Source organism: Acidimicrobiales bacterium (assembly GCA_041394185.1).
Taxonomy (GTDB): domain Bacteria; phylum Actinomycetota; class Acidimicrobiia; order Acidimicrobiales; family Poriferisodalaceae; genus JAAETH01.
The window spans coordinates 746,860-763,330 of the sequence record JAWKIQ010000002.1; the positions used below are offsets into that span (position 1 = coordinate 746,860).

Genomic DNA, 16,471 nt, shown 5'->3' on the forward strand with positions numbered 1-16,471 from the left:
CGGGCCTCCCGGTCGAGTCGCAAGACGGTCATCGGGTCTCGATCCTTATCTCGGTGACCGTGGTTTCGGAGCTGATCAGATCTGCAGCCGATACCCCTGGCTGGTTGAAGCCCATGAATGCCACGCCGCGCGGCACGGACGAATCGGCCGAGATGGCCAGCACCGTGGTGCCTCTCGACGAGGTGACGTTGACCCGTGAACCGCTGTCGATGCCGAGGCCGGACAACTCGGCGGGATGCAGCTTGAGGACCGCGTCTTGGGCCATGTTGGCCATGCTGGGCGACATGGCTGTGTGGGTGGCCAGGTCGTACAAGCGCCGGCGAGCCACGAGCCTCAGGGAATAACCGTCGACCGCGGGCGGTGCGGCCAGCGCCGGAGCGGCCCAGCCGACAAAGTCAGGGACAGCTACGCCGACAGGTTCGGCCGCTTCGTCGGCATCGTCTGTTGCCTCGGTGGCTGCGTCCGCAGTGGTGTCATCGTCGTCGGCTGGTGATGCCTCGGCGACCGGCTCGACCTCGGTTTCGGGGGCCGCAGGCTTGGGCAGAGGCACCAGCACACCCTCGCTGTCGGCAGCGAGCAGTTCGGCGGTGCAACCGAAGTGGCTGGGGGCCAGCGCCTCGATCTCGTCCCAAATGTCTTGCAGCGACTCGAGGTGCAGGTCAGAGCCCAGACGCCAGGCCAGCTCGGCTGCGATCGTCCAATCGTCGCGAACCGTACCCGGCGCGGTCACCATGTATCCGAGGGTGCTGACGCGCCCCTCGATGTTGGTGGTGGTGCCGCCCGCTTCGGCGAACGTCGAAGTCGGCAAGACCACCCCGGCCCGCCTTACCGACGCGTTGGCGAAGGTGTCGACCGCGATGACCTCGGCGACTCCGGCAAACGCACGCTCGACCAGGTCGCGATCGGGGACATCGGACAGCGGGTCGGACCCGATGAGAAGCAATGTGTGAAGTCGGCCCGACGCCGCAGCCTCGAGCATCGCGATGGTGTCCATGCCCTGGTTGGCAGCGACATTCGACCACTTGGATGCATACCACTGGCGGCCGGCCTCGTCGTTGGCGATGCGCCCGGGCAGCAGGCCCGGTGCCAAGCCCATGTCGATGGCGCCGAACACGTTGCCGCGCCGCAGGACGGGCAGGAACGTGGCCTCCGGCAGCTTCTCGAGCAGCACAGCGACGGCCTGCTCGACCTCGGCCGACGAGTCGGCCAACGACGGGCGCCCGACCACGACCACGGTGCGGCCAGACGCCATTTCCTGGCCCAGCGGACCCGCCATCAGCTCGTTGACCGCATGTGCCAACTCGCCCGGCCGGTATGTGTGAGCGACCTTTGCGTACTTGGTGAGCCCTGTCGGAACCGGTGCCAGCTCGACCAGCTTGGTGGCGTTCTCGGATGCTCCGCGCAGCCGCAGGTACAGGACCGGAAGCTCTTCTTTGAGGTCTGGCCCCAGCAACAGGACGTGGTCGGCAGAAGCGGCCTCGTTGATGGTGGCTCGCGGGAGTGCCAGCAACATCTCGGCGGTCAGGCCGTCGCCCAGCTGGGCATCGACGTTGTTGGTGTCGAGCACCGTGCGGGCGAACTTCGACCACGCGTACGCGTTCTCGTTGGACAGACGGGCGCCGCCGATGACACCGACCGACCCGTTTGCGGCACGCAGGGCCTCGGCGGCGGCGTCGAGCGCCGAGTTCCAGTCTGTGCCCACCAACTCTGCGTCGTTGGCACCGTTGCGAACATAGGGCTGTGTCAGGCGCTGATCGGAGTTGACAGCCTCGAACCCGAAACGGCCCTTGTCGCAGAGCCAGCCGTGGTTGACCGACTCGATGTCGACGCCCTGATAGCGCAGCAGTTCGTTGCGGCTGGACTGCACGGCCACCCGACAACCAACCGAACAGGTGGTGCAGGTGGATTCGACCTCGGCGAGGTCCCATGGCCGGGCCCGGAAGCGGTAGGGCTTGGCCGTGAGGGCACCCACCGGGCAGATCTGCACGGTGTTGCCAGAGAAGTACGAATTGAACGGATCGTCGGGGAAGGTCAGGACCTGGGTCTGGTTCCCCCGCTGCATGAAGCTGATCAGGGGGTCGCCGGCCACCTCGCGCGCGAAGCGCGTGCAGCGGTCGCACAGGATGCAGCGCTCGCGGTCGAGATAGACCAGGTCGCTGATCGGAATCGGCTTCTCGTAATGCCGCTTTTCTTCGACGAAGCGCGACTCGCCGGGACCAAAGGCCAGCGTCTGATCCTGCAAGGGGCATTCGCCACCCTTGTCACAGACCGGGCAGTCGAGCGGGTGGTTCACCAACAGCAGCTCGAGGATGCCCTCTTGGGCTCGCTTGACGCTTTCAGACTCGGTGTCGACGACCATTCCGTCCGACACCGAAATCATGCACGAGGGCTGCAGGCCCGGACCACGTCCGGTGTCGATGTTGACGAGGCACTGGCGGCACATGCCCACCGAGCTCATGCGCGGGTGGTAGCAGAACCGGGGGATGTAGGTGCCGTTTCGCTCGGCAGCCTCGATGACCAGCTCGCCCGGTTTGGCGACGACCTCGACCCCGTTGATGGTGACGGCAACACCTGGCGTAGCTTCGACTGCATCGCTCATCGCGAGGCCTCCCCAGCGTGTGCTTTGGCGCCGATGGCGACCGGAACCGAGTTGGGCGAAACGGCGTCGTCGGGCAGCAGCTTGGCCTCGAACTCTTCACGGAACAGAGTGAGAGCCGAATGGACCGGGGCAAAGGCCGACGGGCCGACGAAGCAGATGGTCGTCATCTTGTACGGGAAGGGCTGCGCCTCGAGGCCCAGCTTCGAGCTGGACGCGTGCGGGAAGTCGCCGGGACAGATGCTCTCACCGACCTCGAGCAACAGGTCGAGGTCGCGGCGGGTGCCGTGGCCCCGCACGATTCGCGTGAGGATCTTCTCCAGCCAGGTGCCGCCCTCGCGGCACGGAACACACTTGCCGCATGACTCGTGGGCGTAGAAGCGTGTCAGCGACAAAGCGGCTGTGGGGATGTCGGTTGTGTCGTCCATCACCATCACGGCGCCCGAACCCAGCATCGAACCAGCAGCACCGGCTTCGCGGCCCTCGAACGGAATATCGAGCTGTTCTGGAGTGAACCAGGGGGCGCTGCCGCCGCCCGGCACGAAGGCCTTCAGTTCGCGGCCCTCGAGCATGCCCTGGCAGTAGTCGTCGCCATAGATCAGGTCGCGGAACGTCGTCGTGCCGTTGACGATCTCGTAGACGCCCGGGCGCTTGACGTGGCCGGACACGGCCACCATGCGGGTTCCGGGCGAGGTCTCGGTGCCGATGGCGGTGTACGCGGTGGCGCCGTGGTTGAGGATCCAGGGCAGGTTCGACAACGTCTCGACGTTGTTGACGATCGTCGGTTGCCCGTACAAGCCGATGGCCGCTGGGAAGTAGGGCGGCTTCAGGCGCGGCATGCCTCGCTTGCCTTCGAGCGATTCGATGAGCGCCGTTTCCTCACCGACGACATAGGCGCCCGCGCCCCAGTGGAGAATGATGTCGACGCTGAAGTCGGTGCCCAGGATGTTCTTGCCGACGAACCCGGCGGCATATGCGTCGTTGAGTGCCTGGGCGATCCGTTCGTGTGCCAGGGGCATCTCGCCGCGCACATATAAGAAGCACTGCGACAGGCCCACGGCGTAGCAGGCGATGAGGCAACCCTCGATCAGTTGGTGGGGGTCGCGCTCCATGAGCAGGCGGTCCTTGTAGGTGCCTGGCTCGGATTCGTCGCCGTTCACGACCAGATAGCGGGGCCAAACGGTGGGAGGCATGAAGCCCCACTTGACACCCGCGGGGAAGCCTGCGCCTCCGCGGCCCAGAACGGTGGCGTTGCGCACCTCGTCGTGAACCTCGGACGGCGTCTTGGTGAGGGCGGTCTTGAGGCCCTCGTAGGCACCGGTGGCCATTGCTCGCTCGAAGGTGTAGCCGTCTTCGTGGTCGAAGCGCGACGTCACCACGCGAGGCGTCTCGTCGTTCGCGAAGAACCCGGGCGCATGTGGAATGGGGCGAACGGTCATGCACCCTCCTTCGACTCGGTGGGAAGCCAGGCCGGGGCACTGTCGACGTCTTCGGGTGGCACGGCGCCGACCCATTTGGCTGCCGGGATGTCCTGGCGGGTGCGGGCCAGCGTGCCGTGTGGCGGGATCTCGGCGTCGAGTCGCCCCGCCGCCAGGTCGTCGATGAGCTGATCGAATGCCTCGGTGGTGACCCGATAGCGGTGGCGGTAGTTGACCTGCAGCGTGGGCGCCTCGGTGCAGGCCGCCTGGCACTCGGCGTGCTCGAGGGTGAACAGACCGTCGGGGGTCGTGCCACCGGCGGTGATTCCGAGCTTTTGTTCGGCGTGGTGCATCAACGACTCGGAACCGAGCAGTTGACATGACATGGTGCCGCAGATGTTCACCACGTACTTGCCCACCGGGTGGAACTTGAACATCTCGTAGAACGTGCCGGTGCCCTTGACCTCGGCAGGGGTGGCATCGACCAGTTCGGCGATCTCGATCATCGCCTCGTCGCAGATCCATCCGTGCTGCTCTTGGGCCAGGTGCAGCAGTGGAATCGTGGCCGAACGACGACGTGGATATCGAGCCACGATCGTCTCGGCGAGACTCCGGTTCTGGGGTGTGAAGAAGCTCATCGGTGTTTCATCTGATCGGGCCACCATCAGCGGTCGACCTCGCCCATGATCGGGTCGACCGACGAGATGACGGCCACGGCGTCGGCAATGAGGCCCCCCTGGAGCAGGTGGGGCAGTGTCTGTAGGTTCACGAAGCTGGGTCCGCGGATGTGCATACGCACGGGCTTGGTCGAGCCGTCGCTGACGATGTAGCAGCCGAGCTCGCCGCGGGGCGACTCGACGGCGGCGTAAACCTCGCCCTCGGGCACGCTGAAACCCTGGGTGAAGATCTTGAAATGGTGGATCAGTGCCTCCATCGACTCGTCGATGCGGGCACGGGGCGGTGGGGTCACCTTGCGGTCGTCGCTGCGATAGTCGCCGCTGGGCATGCGCTCGAGGCACTGCTGGACGATGCGCATCGACTCGCGTATCTCGTTGAGACGGATGGCATAGCGGTCGAAGGTGTCGCCGTAGGTACCGACGACCACGTCGAAGTCGACCTCGGGGTAGGCGAGGTAGGGCATGTCACGCCGCAGGTCCCAGGCGTAGCCGGTCGAGCGCAGAATTGGCCCGGTTGCTCCCAAAGCCACGGCGTCTTCGGTCGTGATGACTCCGATGCCCTGGGTGCGATCGCGCCAGATCGGCTGGCCGGTCATGAGGATGTCGAACTCTTCGAGGCGCTCGGGCAGGCCCGACAGAAGGTTCGCCACGCCATCTTCCCAACCATCGGGTAGGTCGGCGGCCACACCACCGGGGCGGATGTAGTTGTGGTTCATCCGCAGACCGGTGACGGTCTCGAAGAAGCGGAGTACGTCCTCGCGCTCCTTCCAGCCGTACAACATCATGCCGACGGCGCCGAGGTCCATGCCGTTGGTGGCCAAGAACAGCAGGTGCGAGCTCATCCGGTTGAGCTCGGTCATGAGCATGCGGATCCAGGTGGCGCGCTCGGGTATTTCGATCTCGAGCAACTGCTCGACGGCCAGAGAGAAAGCCAGTTCGGAAAACAGCGGCGATGCGTAATCCATGCGAGTGACGTTGGTGCAGCCCTGCAGGAAGGTCAGGTCTTCGCCCGTCTTCTCCATGCCGGTGTGCAGATAGCCGATGATCGGCTTGCTGCGCACCACGGTTTCGCCCTGCAGCTCGAACATGACCCTGAGCACGCCGTGGGTCGACGGGTGCTGCGGGCCCATGTTGATGATCATCCGCTCGTCTTCGATGTCGGCCGCTATCTCGGCGGCACGGATCTCGGACAGGCGCAACACCTTGTCGTCGTGGAGGAGGGCCTGGCGAGAAGCCAGGATGCTGTCTGTATCGATGTGGTCCGGTGAGTTCTCGGTGGTCGTCATGTCACCTGCCCTCCGGAGCCTTGAACTGAACTGGGATGCGGCCCATGGAGAAGTCCTTGCGGAGCGGGTAGCCCACCCAGTTCTCGGGCATGAGAATTCGGGTGTGGTCTGGGTGACCGTCGAAGGTGATGCCGAACATGTCGTAGGCCTCTCGCTCCATCGCCTCTGCACCCGGATGAAGGTCGACGATGGTCGGCACACTCTGGCCGTCGTCGAGCTGAACGCGCAGGCGAACCCGCCGACGCCCGACGAGGTCGAGGAGGTTGACGACCAACTCGAAGCGTTTGGCCGCTACGCCGTCGGCGACCGTGCGGTTGTCGAGGCCGAGGTAGTCGACGGCGGTGAGGTCGGCGCACATCGTGAATCCCTGACCCAACAGAGCCACGACGGTGTCCTTGTATCCCGCCAAGTCAGGGTGAAGAACCTGTTGGCCCCGCGAGCTCGTCTCGACGACTCCGAGGGCAGCTGCATCTACGGCGGCGGTCACCGTCCGCCACCCGTGGTGATGATCACAGGTGCCGGCTGCTCGTCGAGGTGGATGCCGGCCCCGCCGCCGTTCTGTTCGCGGCGCTGGGTGAGCTCTCCGGTGCGGATCTTTTCGTGCAGGGTCAAGATTGCATGGAGCAGTGTCTCGGGTCCCGGAGGACACCCGGGTGCGTAGACATCGACAGGAACGATCTGGTCGACGCCCTGGACGATGGCGTAGTTGTTGAACATCCCGCCGCTGGACGCGCATACGCCCATGGAGATGACCCACTTGGGTTCCATCATCTGGTCGTAGACGGTCCGCAGAACGGGGGCCATCTTCTGGCTGACACGTCCGGCCACGATCATGAGATCGGCCTGGCGTGGCGACGCCCGGAACGTCTCCATGCCATAGCGCGCCATGTCATAGTGGGCGGCGCCCGTCGCCATCATCTCGATGGCACAGCACGCCAAACCAAAGGTCGCCGGCATCAGCGAGCGCCGGCGGGCCCACTTGACCAGCTCCTCGATGGGAGCGGTGATGAAGTTGTGTTGGAGTCCTTCGAGGCCGTCGTCGAGGAATCCCATCAGGCTGCCTCACCTTCCGCTTGTGGCTGTGGGACGGCGAAGCGTCCCTCGAGCCCGACCTTGCGGACCGTGCTCGTGGTGGTGCGCTCGGGTGAGCGAACCGGGTCGAGTCGCTTCCTCCCGGGACCCCAGTTGAGGCCTCCGAGCGCGAGCTCATAGACGAAGGTCAGGAAGAAGATGCCAGCAAAGATCAGCATCGCGACCAGGCCAAAAGCCCCTAGTTCGCCGTTGGCGACGGCCCACGGATACAAGAACACGATCTCGATGTCGAACATGATGAACAACATCGCGACCAGATAGAACTTGACCGGGAATCGCTCGGGCGCCTCGACGGTATCGGTGATGCCGCACTCGTATGGCGCCGACTTCGCCCTCGTCGCTCGGCTGGGCGCGAGCAAGCGAGATGCGAAGATACTCCCCAGTACGAATATGACCCCCAGTACCCCCAGCGTCAGAATCGGCAGGTACTGCTCCATCGGTCTTTTCCTTAGGTTTGGGCGCCGCTCCTGGCCATCAGGGCCAAGTCACGACGGTGCAACTGATAAGCGGTGATCGCGAAGAGGATCCCAGACCCCACCGTTATCAGGAATGGCGGGAATCGCAAGTTGCCCTGGTCGCGAACCATCACGACACTCCAGATGGTGGCGTTGTCGTCCAGGACGCGCTCGGGAATCGGAGCATCGGAGTTCAGGTCGATCGGCGGCTGGTCTTGATAAGCCTGCACCTGGACCACGGTGTAGTGGGGTGAGCCCCACGTGGGCAGGAAGAAGTCGAAGAGCTTGTTGCTGGGAATCAGCGGGCGAGAGCGCTCGCCACCGATACGAAACGCTCGGTGGTGGAAGATGTCCTGGGCGCTCTCGTACAAGCAGTTGTTGACAACCTCGAGGCGACGCTCGTCGGCAGCAGCACAGACGATCTCGGCATCTGCCGCCGAGTCGATGTCGCCGCGCTCTTCAGCGCTGACAAGCTGCCAATCGCCTGGCGGTTCGGCACCCAACGGCAGGTTGGCGAGTTGCTGAACCTCGTCGACGTCGGCAGCGGCCAGGTTGGTCGTTATCTGCAGCGGTCGCCACGAGGGCGGATCGCCGACCAGACCGATGCCATAGACCCACCAGATGATGCCCATCAGGAACATCCAGCCGGCAAGACCACAGAGTGAAATCAAGAATCCGAGGCGGGTTCCGACGTTGGTCGCCAACAGGAGGTAGACCGAACCGCACAGCACGATGAAACCGATGCCGACAGCGAGGTAGCCGGTTATGTTCGGATCCCACTGGAAAGCGAGCAGGCTGCTGATCATCTGCGACTTATCCCTCGCTCGATTCTGGGTTGACCTCGTCGCCAGCCGTGCCGGTCAGGCCGGGCTCGAGCTCGAAGGTCCTGGTGTACTCGACAATGGCTCGGATCTCGTCTTCTGAGAGGAAGGTGCCGAATCCGGGCATTCCGTAGTTGCCGAGGCCCCTGGTGCCGTAGGGAACGTCCTGCTCGGCGCCTCGGGTGACGAAACCGATCTGGTCTTCGATGTCGGGGAACTGCTCGGTCAACGATGCAGCGCTGAGCGGTCGGCCGTACGCGCCCGCACCCGGCTGCCCGGGCTCGATGGTCACCTCGGCTCCGGTCGGCTGAACGTGGGTACCACGCGAGCTGTAGAACGGGGTGTGGCACCGGGCGCAATGCAGCTCGTAGAGGACCTGGCCCTCTGACTTGCCGGCGTTCTCGTCGAGCCCCTGTTGGGTGGCGAACGCGCTCTGCCACTTGTCGACGACCTCTTCTTGGCTCAGCTGGTTGTGCCAGAGATAGTCGATGACGTCCTGTATCTGCTGCTCGTTGCCTGGGCCGCCGCCGGGCAGACCCCATGCCGGCATGACCGGAGCACGTCCGAAGTTGAGGATCGAGCGAACCTCGGTGCTGTCCTCGGGATCTTCGATGTCGGTGTCGAAGCGGTAGAACACGTCGTTCAGCGAGGGTGCGGCCCAGTTGACCTGGACGCTGACCTCGTCGCCGCTGCTGCCCCGGGGCAACTTGACGATGGTGGCAGCAGCACCACCGCTGAGGTCTTCGCCGTGGCAGCTGTTGCACTGGAAACCGGCCGTGTAGGCCTCTTCGCCCCGTGAAAGGGCCTGGTCGTCGAGCAACCGCTGGGCGCCGTCTTGGCGCCCGGGCTCACGCAGCCAATAGATCGGCAGACCGAGGCCGATGACAGCCAGGAACAGCACGCCCCAAGCCTGGACGCGCTCGAGCCGTGGGCCCTCGAACTCGTCGTCGGTCGGCATGGGCTTGCGGTTGGCCGCAAGCTCGACCTCAGACCCGAGTTCGGCCTTCGACTGAAGGATGTTGACGAACACATAGACGACCCAGGCGATGATGATGATCGCGAGGATCACCAGACCGATGGTCCGTTCTGTGCTGGCAGCGATGATCACGAATTCTCTCTCCCGCCCGATGCTTCGAGCGACGCCGGGTAGCCGGCGTCAGACCTTAGTGGCCACCCGAGGTGCAGTGCGGCCCCTCAAGACCTTGGTTGGTGGTGTTGACACCCGGCGTGGGTCCTTGAAGGACCGCTCCGGTGTTGACAATGACGTCCTGACCGCTGATCTCGATGGGGAACGCATCGAGACCGCGAGGTGCCGGGCCGGCCTTTTTTTGGCCAACACGGTTGTACTGCGAACCGTGGCATGGGCACTCGAACCACTGCGACGTCGCGCAGGCAGGAACCTTGCAGCCCAGGTGCGGGCACTTTTGCCACAGTGCGATCATCCCTGCCTCGAGACCGGGGTGAAGCGCCTCTTTGTACACAGCCTTGCCGGCGGCGAGTGCGTCGGCCGGATAGGGCTGCACGTAGGTCTGGGCCTCGGAGAAGTAGGCGAAGTTGACGGCTGGCTGGCTGCTCTCCCATGCCGTCTGAACATCTTCGATGGTGCCGACCTTGACCTTGGAACCGAAACCACCGCCGGCCTTGGGCCAAAGGAACGCCAACACCGCAGCACCAAAGCCCGAAAGGCTGAGACCCATGAGGCCAATGGCAGAACGGTTGAGGAATTGGCGGCGGCTGACACCGAGCGCTTCGGGGTCAGGTGGTGTCCACACCTCGGGAGCGGTGGCGACCTTGACCGGCTCGATCGAGCCGCCGATGCGCTCGAGGGCCGCAGCCCGTTCGACCTCGCGGCCAGAGACCGACTCGACGTCGTCGTTCACGCCGAGACCAACCGCAGCCTCGCGGCTGAGGGTTTCGCGCGACAGGTGGCCCAAGCCCGCCTGGTCGCGGCGGCGCATAGAAACCACGGCAACAACCACGGCCAAACCGACCAGGGCTGGTATTGCGATGGCGAGCACTGTTGAGGCGTCCATAACTGAGTCCCTTGCCGACTAGAGGTGGAAGATGCCAGTGAGGCCGGTGTCCCACGGCATGGTGAAGTTGAACCCGGGGCCGCGGAAGAACGAGCTGACGATGGTGAGCACGGCCCAGAACATGAGGTGGATCGTGAACAGCGAAACCATGAACTTGCGGTCTTCTGGCTTCTTGCTGGGGTTGCGATCGACGTAGGGCGCCAGGATCAGCAGGCCCAGGACCACACCGGGAATTGTGACGCCGGCGATCATCGGATGGAACATCGTCAAGAGTTCCTGGAGGCCGAGGAAGTACCACGGTGCCTTCGCCGGGTTGGGTGTGTTGTTGAAGTCGGCCAACGTCAGCAGCGGAGCGTTGACGAAGATGCTGAAGATCAACAAGAAGGCGGTGATGAACAGGGCTGCAGTGAACTCGGCGGCCAACAGGTGCGGCCACGTGTGCACCTTGTCGACCGTATTCGACTTGATGTCCTGGATCGAGCCCGACTTGACCACGGTGAGCAGGCGCTGCGTGTGTCCGCCAGGGCCAGCGGCCAGGGGCGGGGCAAGTGTGGCTACGCCACCGCCGGCTCCGGCGGGGGCAACGGCACCGCCACCCTGCTGGCTCTTTTCGAGCAGGGCGCGCGGGATCTTCTCGCCGTCGTCACCCGAAGGTGCGCCCGAATCGCCCCCGTCGCCCGACGCCTTGCTGCGGGCGGCCTTGGAGCGGTTGAGCAGGTGTTCTGGGATCTCTGTCATCTAAAAGATTCCCTTCGGCCTAGAGCGGACCGGAGATGCCGCCGTCCTTGCGGACTCTCCAGAAATGGATCGCCATGAAGATGACGATGGTGAACGGGAGCATCAGTACGTGTAGCACGTACCAACGGAGAAGTGTTTCTGCACCGATCTGGTTTCCGCCGAGCAGCACGAAGCGGACCTGCTCGCCGAACACCGGCGTGAAGCCCATCATGTTGGTGCCCACGGTGACGGCCCACAAGGCCAGCTGATCCCACGGCAGCAGATAACCGGTGAACGACAGCAGGAGTGTGAGCTTCAGCAACATGACGCCGATGACCCAGTTGAACTCACGGGGGGCCTTGTATGCGCCGTGATAGAAGACGCGGGCCATGTGCAAGAACACCGACAACACCATGAGGTGGGCGGCCCATCTGTGCATGTTGCGCACCAGCAGGCCGAACGCAACCGAGGTCTGGAGGTTGGCGATGTCTGCCCACGCAGCGGCTGCCGTTGGACGGTAGAAGAACATCAAGAAGATGCCCGTCACCGTCAACAAGATGAACAGGAAGAAGCTCAGCCCGCCGAGGCACAGCGTGTAGCTGACCTTGACCGCGTGGCGCTTCACCTTCACCGGGTGAAGGTGATACAGCACGCTGTTCATGATCACGTACGAGCGGTTCCTGGGGCTGTCTGTGTAGCCCTTGCGGAATATCGAGCCCGGACGAAAGATCGAGTTCCAGGCCTGTGAACTCTGGGTCTTGTCGACCACGTTGTTCATGGTGTCTTGAACCCGCTCGGGGAGACTGGGCTTGCGCTTTTCGATGGTCTTGGCCATGTCGGAGTTCCTGCCTGTCCTCTCAGAACCGCATGCCGTAGGCGTAGCCGTGGTTGTTGGTGCGCCCGTGGACATCGCCGTCCGCAGGCGGGTTGTTCGTGACCTTGCCGAGGGTGATGACACCCGTCGGGCAACGATCGACACACAGTGCGCAGCGGGTGCACACGTCGTCGTCGATCAAGAACACCGACGCGTCGGTGGGATCGGAGCCAGGTAGATCGGCACCGATGGCCTCGTCGATGACATCTGTCGAAACGAGCCAGATGCACTTCCACGGGCAGATGTCGACACAGCCCTCGCAGGTGATGCACTCGGACTGATCGATGTTGATGAACTGCTTGGGCTTGACCGCGGCCGCCAAGTAGTCGGCATCGACCGTCTGCAGGACGTAGTCGGTGCGGAACTCGGGCAGCGGCGGGTTTGCGTCGGTCTTGGCCATCAGGCCTCCCTGACCAGGGGACGGCCGAAGTCCGAAGGTGCAGCGGTGGCGGCTTCCTTGGCCTTGGCCCGCTCGCCACGGTTCTGCCAGTAGGCGGCGGTGATGGGAAGAAGAGCCAAGGCGACGACGTGCTCGATGACCACGACGATGTCGCGAATGGCCAGGTAGGTGATGGAGAACGGGAACCAGCCACCCTGGGCCTTGGCCTCGAGGATTGCCCCTGGGCCCACGAAGAAGCGCTCGTTGTTCCAGCCCTCAGAGTCGACCCAGTCGACGAACTGGTCGGGAAGGATGCCAAACCACAGGATCAGCAGCATGAAGACGTAGGCCGAGCCGATCATCGCCTCGCCCCATGTCGTCGGCTGATCGGCGGGCCTTCGGTCTGCATAGACGAAGATGCCGGCGGTCATGCCGATGGTGATCACGAGTGCCGTGATGAATGCGACCACGCTCTACGTCCTCCTTACCAATCCGAACTCGACCTGTAGATCTCGACCCGAGCGCCTCGGCGCGCACGAGGGCGGACCTTGTGAATCGCCTCACAATGTATCCGCACCCGACCGCACGCGAAAACCGTCGAGTTGTCTAATACGCGAAACGGTACCGAACCAAACGAAGGTGCCGCGCCGACTCGACCAGGCTACGCCACCGATCGACCATCGCGGATCATTGTCTTCGGGTCGGTTTCGCGTGGCAGACTGGTGCGACGGTTTTGTCGAGCCCTGGCTGCGCGTTCGCTAGGCTCGCGTGGCGAGACCACCAAGTGAGAGGCGGGCCCACGCGCCCGACCGCCCCTGGCGGAGGAATCTGTGACCGAAGTACCCGAATACCTGCTGGAGCGTTCGCGAGAGCGTCGTCGCGCTCTTGGCCTGCTCGGCGACGATGGCGGCGCGCCCGCCGCGTCGTCCGATGGCGGCGCGTCGCCAGCGCCCGTGGCTGCGGCCCCCGCCCCGGTGGCTGCTGCGGCCCCGGCTGCGGTCGAGTCGAAGCCCGAGCCGCCAAAGCCAGACTCGCCAGAGGTGGCAGCCGCCAAGTCCAGGCACAAGATCCCCATGTGGGTGCTGCCCGTGTTGTTCCTGCTGCCCGTCTGGGGCATCACCTATGTGCAGATGATGGCCGACGAGGAAGTCACCGAGGTCACCGCATTGAGCGAAGGCGCCCAGGTGTACAACGCCCGCGGCTGCGCGGGTTGCCACGGCGCCGGTGGCGGCGGCGGTGTCGGCTATCCGTTCACCGAGGGTTCAGTTCTGCTGACCTTCCCGACCATCGATCCGATGCTCGACTGGATTGCAGCCGGCACGACCGAGTGGGGCGTCGGAAACGTGATCGGCGACCCGAATCGCCCGGGCGGTCCCCACATCGCAGGTGCCCGCGCCGTGATGCCAGGCTTCTCACAGCTGTCCGAGCACGAGATCTACGCCGTTGCTCGCTATGTCCGTGAGCAGCTCGGAGGCGAGGAGCTCGCCGAGGCCGACATCGAAGCCCGCGATCTCGTATGGGAAGAGCTCGGTGGCGGCAGCGGTGGCGCCGGCGGCGGCGGTCACTGATCAACCGTCACCAGGCCTCGACGGATCGGACGTAATTGACGTCTGAGCGCTTCGACGTAGCCGTTGTGGGCGGAGGCATAGCGGGCGCATCAGCGGCCGCTGAGCTGGCTCGGCGGGGCCTGTCGGTGGTTGTACTCGAAAGCCGCGACAAAGCTTCTCGGGCGCCGGGAAACCTGGCTCTGACCCCCCACGCAATCGACTCGCTCGAACGCATGGGGGCTCTCCCCCACGACTGTCACGACGTAACCGGCGTGCGCGTGCTGGCTCACGGCCGCTCGATCGAGGTCGCATTTCCAGACTCCAGGCGGGGCGCCACCGTGGCGAGGGCCAGCGTGCTCGACCGGCTCGCCGAGACGGCCATCGAGTCGGGCGTCAGCTGGTTGTGGTCGACCACAGCCACAAACCCGATCTTCGACGACGGGATCCTGGTGGGATTCGACACCTATTCGGGGCCTGTGTGGTGCAGATTTGCCGTTGTGGCCGATGGGTCGCTGTCGAGGGTCGGGCGTCGCCTCGGTACCGCTCGGCGACGCACCAGGCCTCAAGCGGTAGCAGCGGCGCGAACCATGGCATGCGATGCGGCCGATCGCGGTTGGCTCGACATCGCCATCGACATCCACGATCGCAGGGGCAACAGTGTGCCCGGCATGGCGTGGGCATTTCCCACGGGTGAAAGCGAAGTAGACGTCGGCGTCGGTGTGCTCAGCACCTACCGAGACTCGGACTCGGTGGTCATCGGTGATCTGCTCGAAGACTGGACCGACAAGCTGCCGCGTCGCTGGAACATCGACCCTCACGACACCGAAAGGGCCATGACAGGCCGGATTCCGCTGGGCGACAGCGTGTGGCCGCGGACGGGCCCCAACTGGTTGGCGGTCGGAGATGCCGTGGCGATGACCAGCCCGCTGAACGGGGCCGGCGCGGCCGCGGCGCTGGGTACTGCGAGCCTGGCGATCGATCCGATGGTCGAGGCCGTCCGAAGAGACGACGGGTTGGCGCTACGCGACTACGAAGCGGCCCTAGACACTGCATACGCAGATCAGCTGACGATAGCCAGGCTGATCGCCCGCGGGCTGACCCGTCCGCGCGTGGCGGGCCTGTTGACCCGCGTAACCATGTGGACCCAGGGAAACCTCGACCTGGCCATGCACCTGGCCACCGGTCACCGGCCCAGCAGACGGGGTGCCGCGGCCGCGCGCCTGGTGGTGCAGCTGGCTCGTCTGGTTCCCGAGCCCCCAGAGCATCACTAGCGGCTCGCAACCACCTCGGCCGCCGCGTCGCCCGCTATCTCGATCACCTCGTCGATGATCTCGTCGGTGTGCGCAAGCCCGGGGAACAAGATCTCGTAGGCACCCGGCGCCATCGCCACCCCGCGCCTGAGCATGGCGTGGAACAGAGCCGCATAGGCATCTTCGTCGGTGGTTCGAGCCTGGTCGTAGTTGTGTGGTTCGTCAGGCCCGCAGAACAGGCCGACCAGAGTTCCGGCCCTGGGCACTCGAGCCTCGAAACCGGCACGGTCGAACGCGGCCTGCAGGCCATCTGCAAGGCGCTTGGCCGCGGCCCCGAGCTGGACATAGGAATCGGCATCGAGCAGCGACAAGGCCGCAGACCCAGCGGCCGTAGCCAGCGGGTTACCAGACAAGGTGCCCGCCTGATACACGGGCCCCAAAGGCGCCAGACTGGACATGACGTCGGACCGCCCGCCGAAGGCACCGATCGGAAGCCCGCCACCGATGATCTTCCCGAAGCAGACGAGGTCGGGGTCGACACCCCAGAACTCGCAAGCTCCGCCACGGGCCAGACGGAAACCGGTGATGACCTCGTCGAAGATCAACAGGGCACCTACGCGGTCGCACTCGGCGCGAAGCTGCTGGATGAAGCTGGCGGGAGGTACGACCAGCCCCATGTTCGCAGCCACCGGTTCGACGATGACACAAGCGACGTCGTCCGTGAGATCTGGCACGACGTCGTAGGGGGCCACGATGGTGTCGGCTACGGCACTGGCCGGCACGCCGGCCGAACCCGACAGCCCGAAGGTCGCCATTCCGCTGCCTCCGGCGGCCAACAACATGTCGGCGTGGCCGTGATAGTTGCCTGCGAACTTGAGGATTCGGTCACGCCCCGTGTGGCCGCGGGCAAGCCTGATGGCGCTCATCGTTGCTTCGGTGCCAGAGTTCACCAGGCGAATCTGATCGACCACGCCGACTCGATCCGCGATTGCGTCTGCCAGTTCGATCTCGCGAGGTGTCGGCGCTCCATACGACGTGCCCTTGCGGGCGGCCTCTTCGATTGCCCTGACCACCGTGGGGTGCGCGTGGCCGGCGATGATCGCGCCATAGGACTGAACCAGGTCTATGAGGCGATTGCCCTCGACATCCCACACGTATGCGCCCTCGGCACGTTCGACGAAATAGGGCGTGCCGCCGACGGCGCCGAAGGCCCTGACGGGCGAGTTGACACCGCCGGGAATCACAGAGCGGGCTCGGTCGAACATGCCTTGGTTAGATGTCATCGGTTCTCCGATGGACGGTGGTTAGATGTCATCGGTTCTCCGA

Annotated in this window: 17 protein-coding genes; 2 read left to right on the forward strand and 15 right to left on the reverse strand. The window is 64.8% G+C overall.

The window, feature by feature from the left end; genetic code table 11:
• Positions 1 to 28: 28 nt before the first annotated feature.
• From nuoG to R2770_11040, 14 genes are all read right to left on the reverse strand, one after another.
• Positions 29 to 2,599: an NADH-quinone oxidoreductase subunit NuoG gene (gene nuoG, locus R2770_10975; protein ID MEZ5280984.1), complete on the reverse strand. Its 2,571-nt coding sequence runs from the start codon at positions 2,597 to 2,599 to the stop codon at positions 29 to 31.
• The gene (nuoF, locus tag R2770_10980; GenBank protein ID MEZ5280985.1) at positions 2,596 to 4,035 is read right to left on the reverse strand and encodes an NADH-quinone oxidoreductase subunit NuoF; all 1,440 of its coding nucleotides are present in this window, start codon (positions 4,033 to 4,035) and stop codon (positions 2,596 to 2,598) included. The genes nuoG and nuoF overlap by 4 nt, the downstream gene beginning before the upstream one ends.
• Positions 4,032 to 4,652, reverse strand: coding sequence for an NAD(P)H-dependent oxidoreductase subunit E (locus tag R2770_10985; GenBank protein ID MEZ5280986.1), 621 nt, complete (start codon positions 4,650 to 4,652; stop codon positions 4,032 to 4,034). The genes nuoF and R2770_10985 overlap by 4 nt, the downstream gene beginning before the upstream one ends.
• A gap of 26 nt (positions 4,653 to 4,678) precedes the next feature.
• The gene (locus R2770_10990) at positions 4,679 to 5,977 is read right to left on the reverse strand and encodes an NADH-quinone oxidoreductase subunit D (protein ID MEZ5280987.1); all 1,299 of its coding nucleotides are present in this window, start codon (positions 5,975 to 5,977) and stop codon (positions 4,679 to 4,681) included.
• 1 nt (position 5,978) lies between these two features.
• Positions 5,979 to 6,464 (reverse strand): NADH-quinone oxidoreductase subunit C, encoded by a 486-nt coding sequence (locus R2770_10995; GenBank protein ID MEZ5280988.1) that lies wholly within the window; start codon positions 6,462 to 6,464, stop codon positions 5,979 to 5,981.
• Positions 6,461 to 7,030, reverse strand: coding sequence for an NADH-quinone oxidoreductase subunit B family protein (locus tag R2770_11000; protein MEZ5280989.1), 570 nt, complete (start codon positions 7,028 to 7,030; stop codon positions 6,461 to 6,463). Before R2770_11000 ends, R2770_10995 begins: the two co-directional genes overlap by 4 nt.
• Complete coding sequence (gene ndhC, locus R2770_11005; GenBank protein MEZ5280990.1) at positions 7,030 to 7,506, reverse strand: NADH-quinone oxidoreductase subunit A; 477 nt, start codon at positions 7,504 to 7,506, stop codon at positions 7,030 to 7,032. Before ndhC ends, R2770_11000 begins: the two co-directional genes overlap by 1 nt.
• Before the next feature lie 11 nt (positions 7,507 to 7,517).
• The gene (locus R2770_11010) at positions 7,518 to 8,330 is read right to left on the reverse strand and encodes a hypothetical protein (protein MEZ5280991.1); all 813 of its coding nucleotides are present in this window, start codon (positions 8,328 to 8,330) and stop codon (positions 7,518 to 7,520) included.
• A gap of 7 nt (positions 8,331 to 8,337) precedes the next feature.
• Positions 8,338 to 9,414, reverse strand: coding sequence for a c-type cytochrome (locus R2770_11015; GenBank protein ID MEZ5280992.1), 1,077 nt, complete (start codon positions 9,412 to 9,414; stop codon positions 8,338 to 8,340).
• A gap of 94 nt (positions 9,415 to 9,508) precedes the next feature.
• Complete coding sequence (locus R2770_11020; protein MEZ5280993.1) at positions 9,509 to 10,378, reverse strand: Rieske 2Fe-2S domain-containing protein; 870 nt, start codon at positions 10,376 to 10,378, stop codon at positions 9,509 to 9,511.
• Between the two features lie 18 nt (positions 10,379 to 10,396).
• Positions 10,397 to 11,116 (reverse strand): menaquinol-cytochrome c reductase cytochrome b subunit, encoded by a 720-nt coding sequence (locus R2770_11025; GenBank protein ID MEZ5280994.1) that lies wholly within the window; start codon positions 11,114 to 11,116, stop codon positions 10,397 to 10,399.
• A 19-nt stretch (positions 11,117 to 11,135) separates the two neighbouring features.
• Positions 11,136 to 11,930, reverse strand: coding sequence for a selenite/tellurite reduction operon b-type cytochrome ExtP (gene extP / locus R2770_11030; protein MEZ5280995.1), 795 nt, complete (start codon positions 11,928 to 11,930; stop codon positions 11,136 to 11,138).
• Between the two features lie 22 nt (positions 11,931 to 11,952).
• Entirely contained in the window at positions 11,953 to 12,369 is a 417-nt protein-coding gene (locus R2770_11035) for a 4Fe-4S dicluster domain-containing protein (protein MEZ5280996.1), read from the reverse strand.
• On the reverse strand, positions 12,369 to 12,818 hold the full coding sequence (locus tag R2770_11040) for a hypothetical protein (protein ID MEZ5280997.1): 450 nt from the start codon (positions 12,816 to 12,818) through the stop codon (positions 12,369 to 12,371). The genes R2770_11035 and R2770_11040 overlap by 1 nt, the downstream gene beginning before the upstream one ends.
• A gap of 360 nt (positions 12,819 to 13,178) precedes the next feature.
• Here R2770_11040 and R2770_11045 point away from each other — a divergent pair, with 360 nt between their 5' ends.
• Positions 13,179 to 13,916, forward strand: coding sequence for a c-type cytochrome (locus R2770_11045; protein ID MEZ5280998.1), 738 nt, complete (start codon positions 13,179 to 13,181; stop codon positions 13,914 to 13,916).
• 35 nt (positions 13,917 to 13,951) lie between these two features.
• Positions 13,952 to 15,166, forward strand: coding sequence for an NAD(P)/FAD-dependent oxidoreductase (locus R2770_11050; GenBank protein ID MEZ5280999.1), 1,215 nt, complete (start codon positions 13,952 to 13,954; stop codon positions 15,164 to 15,166).
• Here the strand turns inward: R2770_11050 and hemL are convergent.
• Positions 15,163 to 16,428 (reverse strand): glutamate-1-semialdehyde 2,1-aminomutase, encoded by a 1,266-nt coding sequence (gene hemL / locus R2770_11055; protein ID MEZ5281000.1) that lies wholly within the window; start codon positions 16,426 to 16,428, stop codon positions 15,163 to 15,165. The two genes, R2770_11050 and hemL, sit on opposite strands and share 4 nt — an antisense overlap.
• Positions 16,429 to 16,471 lie beyond the last annotated feature (43 nt).

What these genes read in the sequence shown, in the direction of transcription:
- R2770_11025 (MEZ5280994.1), bottom strand. Translation starts at nt 11,116, where the DNA reads ATGACAGAGATCCCAGAACACCTGCTCAACCGCTCCAAGGCCGCCCGC.
- R2770_10990 (MEZ5280987.1), bottom strand. Translation starts at nt 5,977, where the DNA reads ATGACGACCACCGAGAACTCACCGGACCACATCGATACAGACAGCATC.
- nuoG (MEZ5280984.1), bottom strand. Translation starts at nt 2,599, where the DNA reads ATGAGCGATGCAGTCGAAGCTACGCCAGGTGTTGCCGTCACCATCAAC.
- ndhC (MEZ5280990.1), bottom strand. Translation starts at nt 7,506, where the DNA reads ATGGAGCAGTACCTGCCGATTCTGACGCTGGGGGTACTGGGGGTCATA.
- R2770_11035 (MEZ5280996.1), bottom strand. Translation starts at nt 12,369, where the DNA reads ATGGCCAAGACCGACGCAAACCCGCCGCTGCCCGAGTTCCGCACCGAC.
- R2770_11020 (MEZ5280993.1), bottom strand. Translation starts at nt 10,378, where the DNA reads ATGGACGCCTCAACAGTGCTCGCCATCGCAATACCAGCCCTGGTCGGT.
- R2770_10985 (MEZ5280986.1), bottom strand. Translation starts at nt 4,652, where the DNA reads ATGAGCTTCTTCACACCCCAGAACCGGAGTCTCGCCGAGACGATCGTG.
- R2770_11000 (MEZ5280989.1), bottom strand. Translation starts at nt 7,030, where the DNA reads ATGGGATTCCTCGACGACGGCCTCGAAGGACTCCAACACAACTTCATC.
- nuoF (MEZ5280985.1), bottom strand. Translation starts at nt 4,035, where the DNA reads ATGACCGTTCGCCCCATTCCACATGCGCCCGGGTTCTTCGCGAACGAC.
- R2770_11010 (MEZ5280991.1), bottom strand. Translation starts at nt 8,330, where the DNA reads ATGATCAGCAGCCTGCTCGCTTTCCAGTGGGATCCGAACATAACCGGC.
- hemL (MEZ5281000.1), bottom strand. Translation starts at nt 16,428, where the DNA reads ATGACATCTAACCAAGGCATGTTCGACCGAGCCCGCTCTGTGATTCCC.
- extP (MEZ5280995.1), bottom strand. Translation starts at nt 11,930, where the DNA reads ATGGCCAAGACCATCGAAAAGCGCAAGCCCAGTCTCCCCGAGCGGGTT.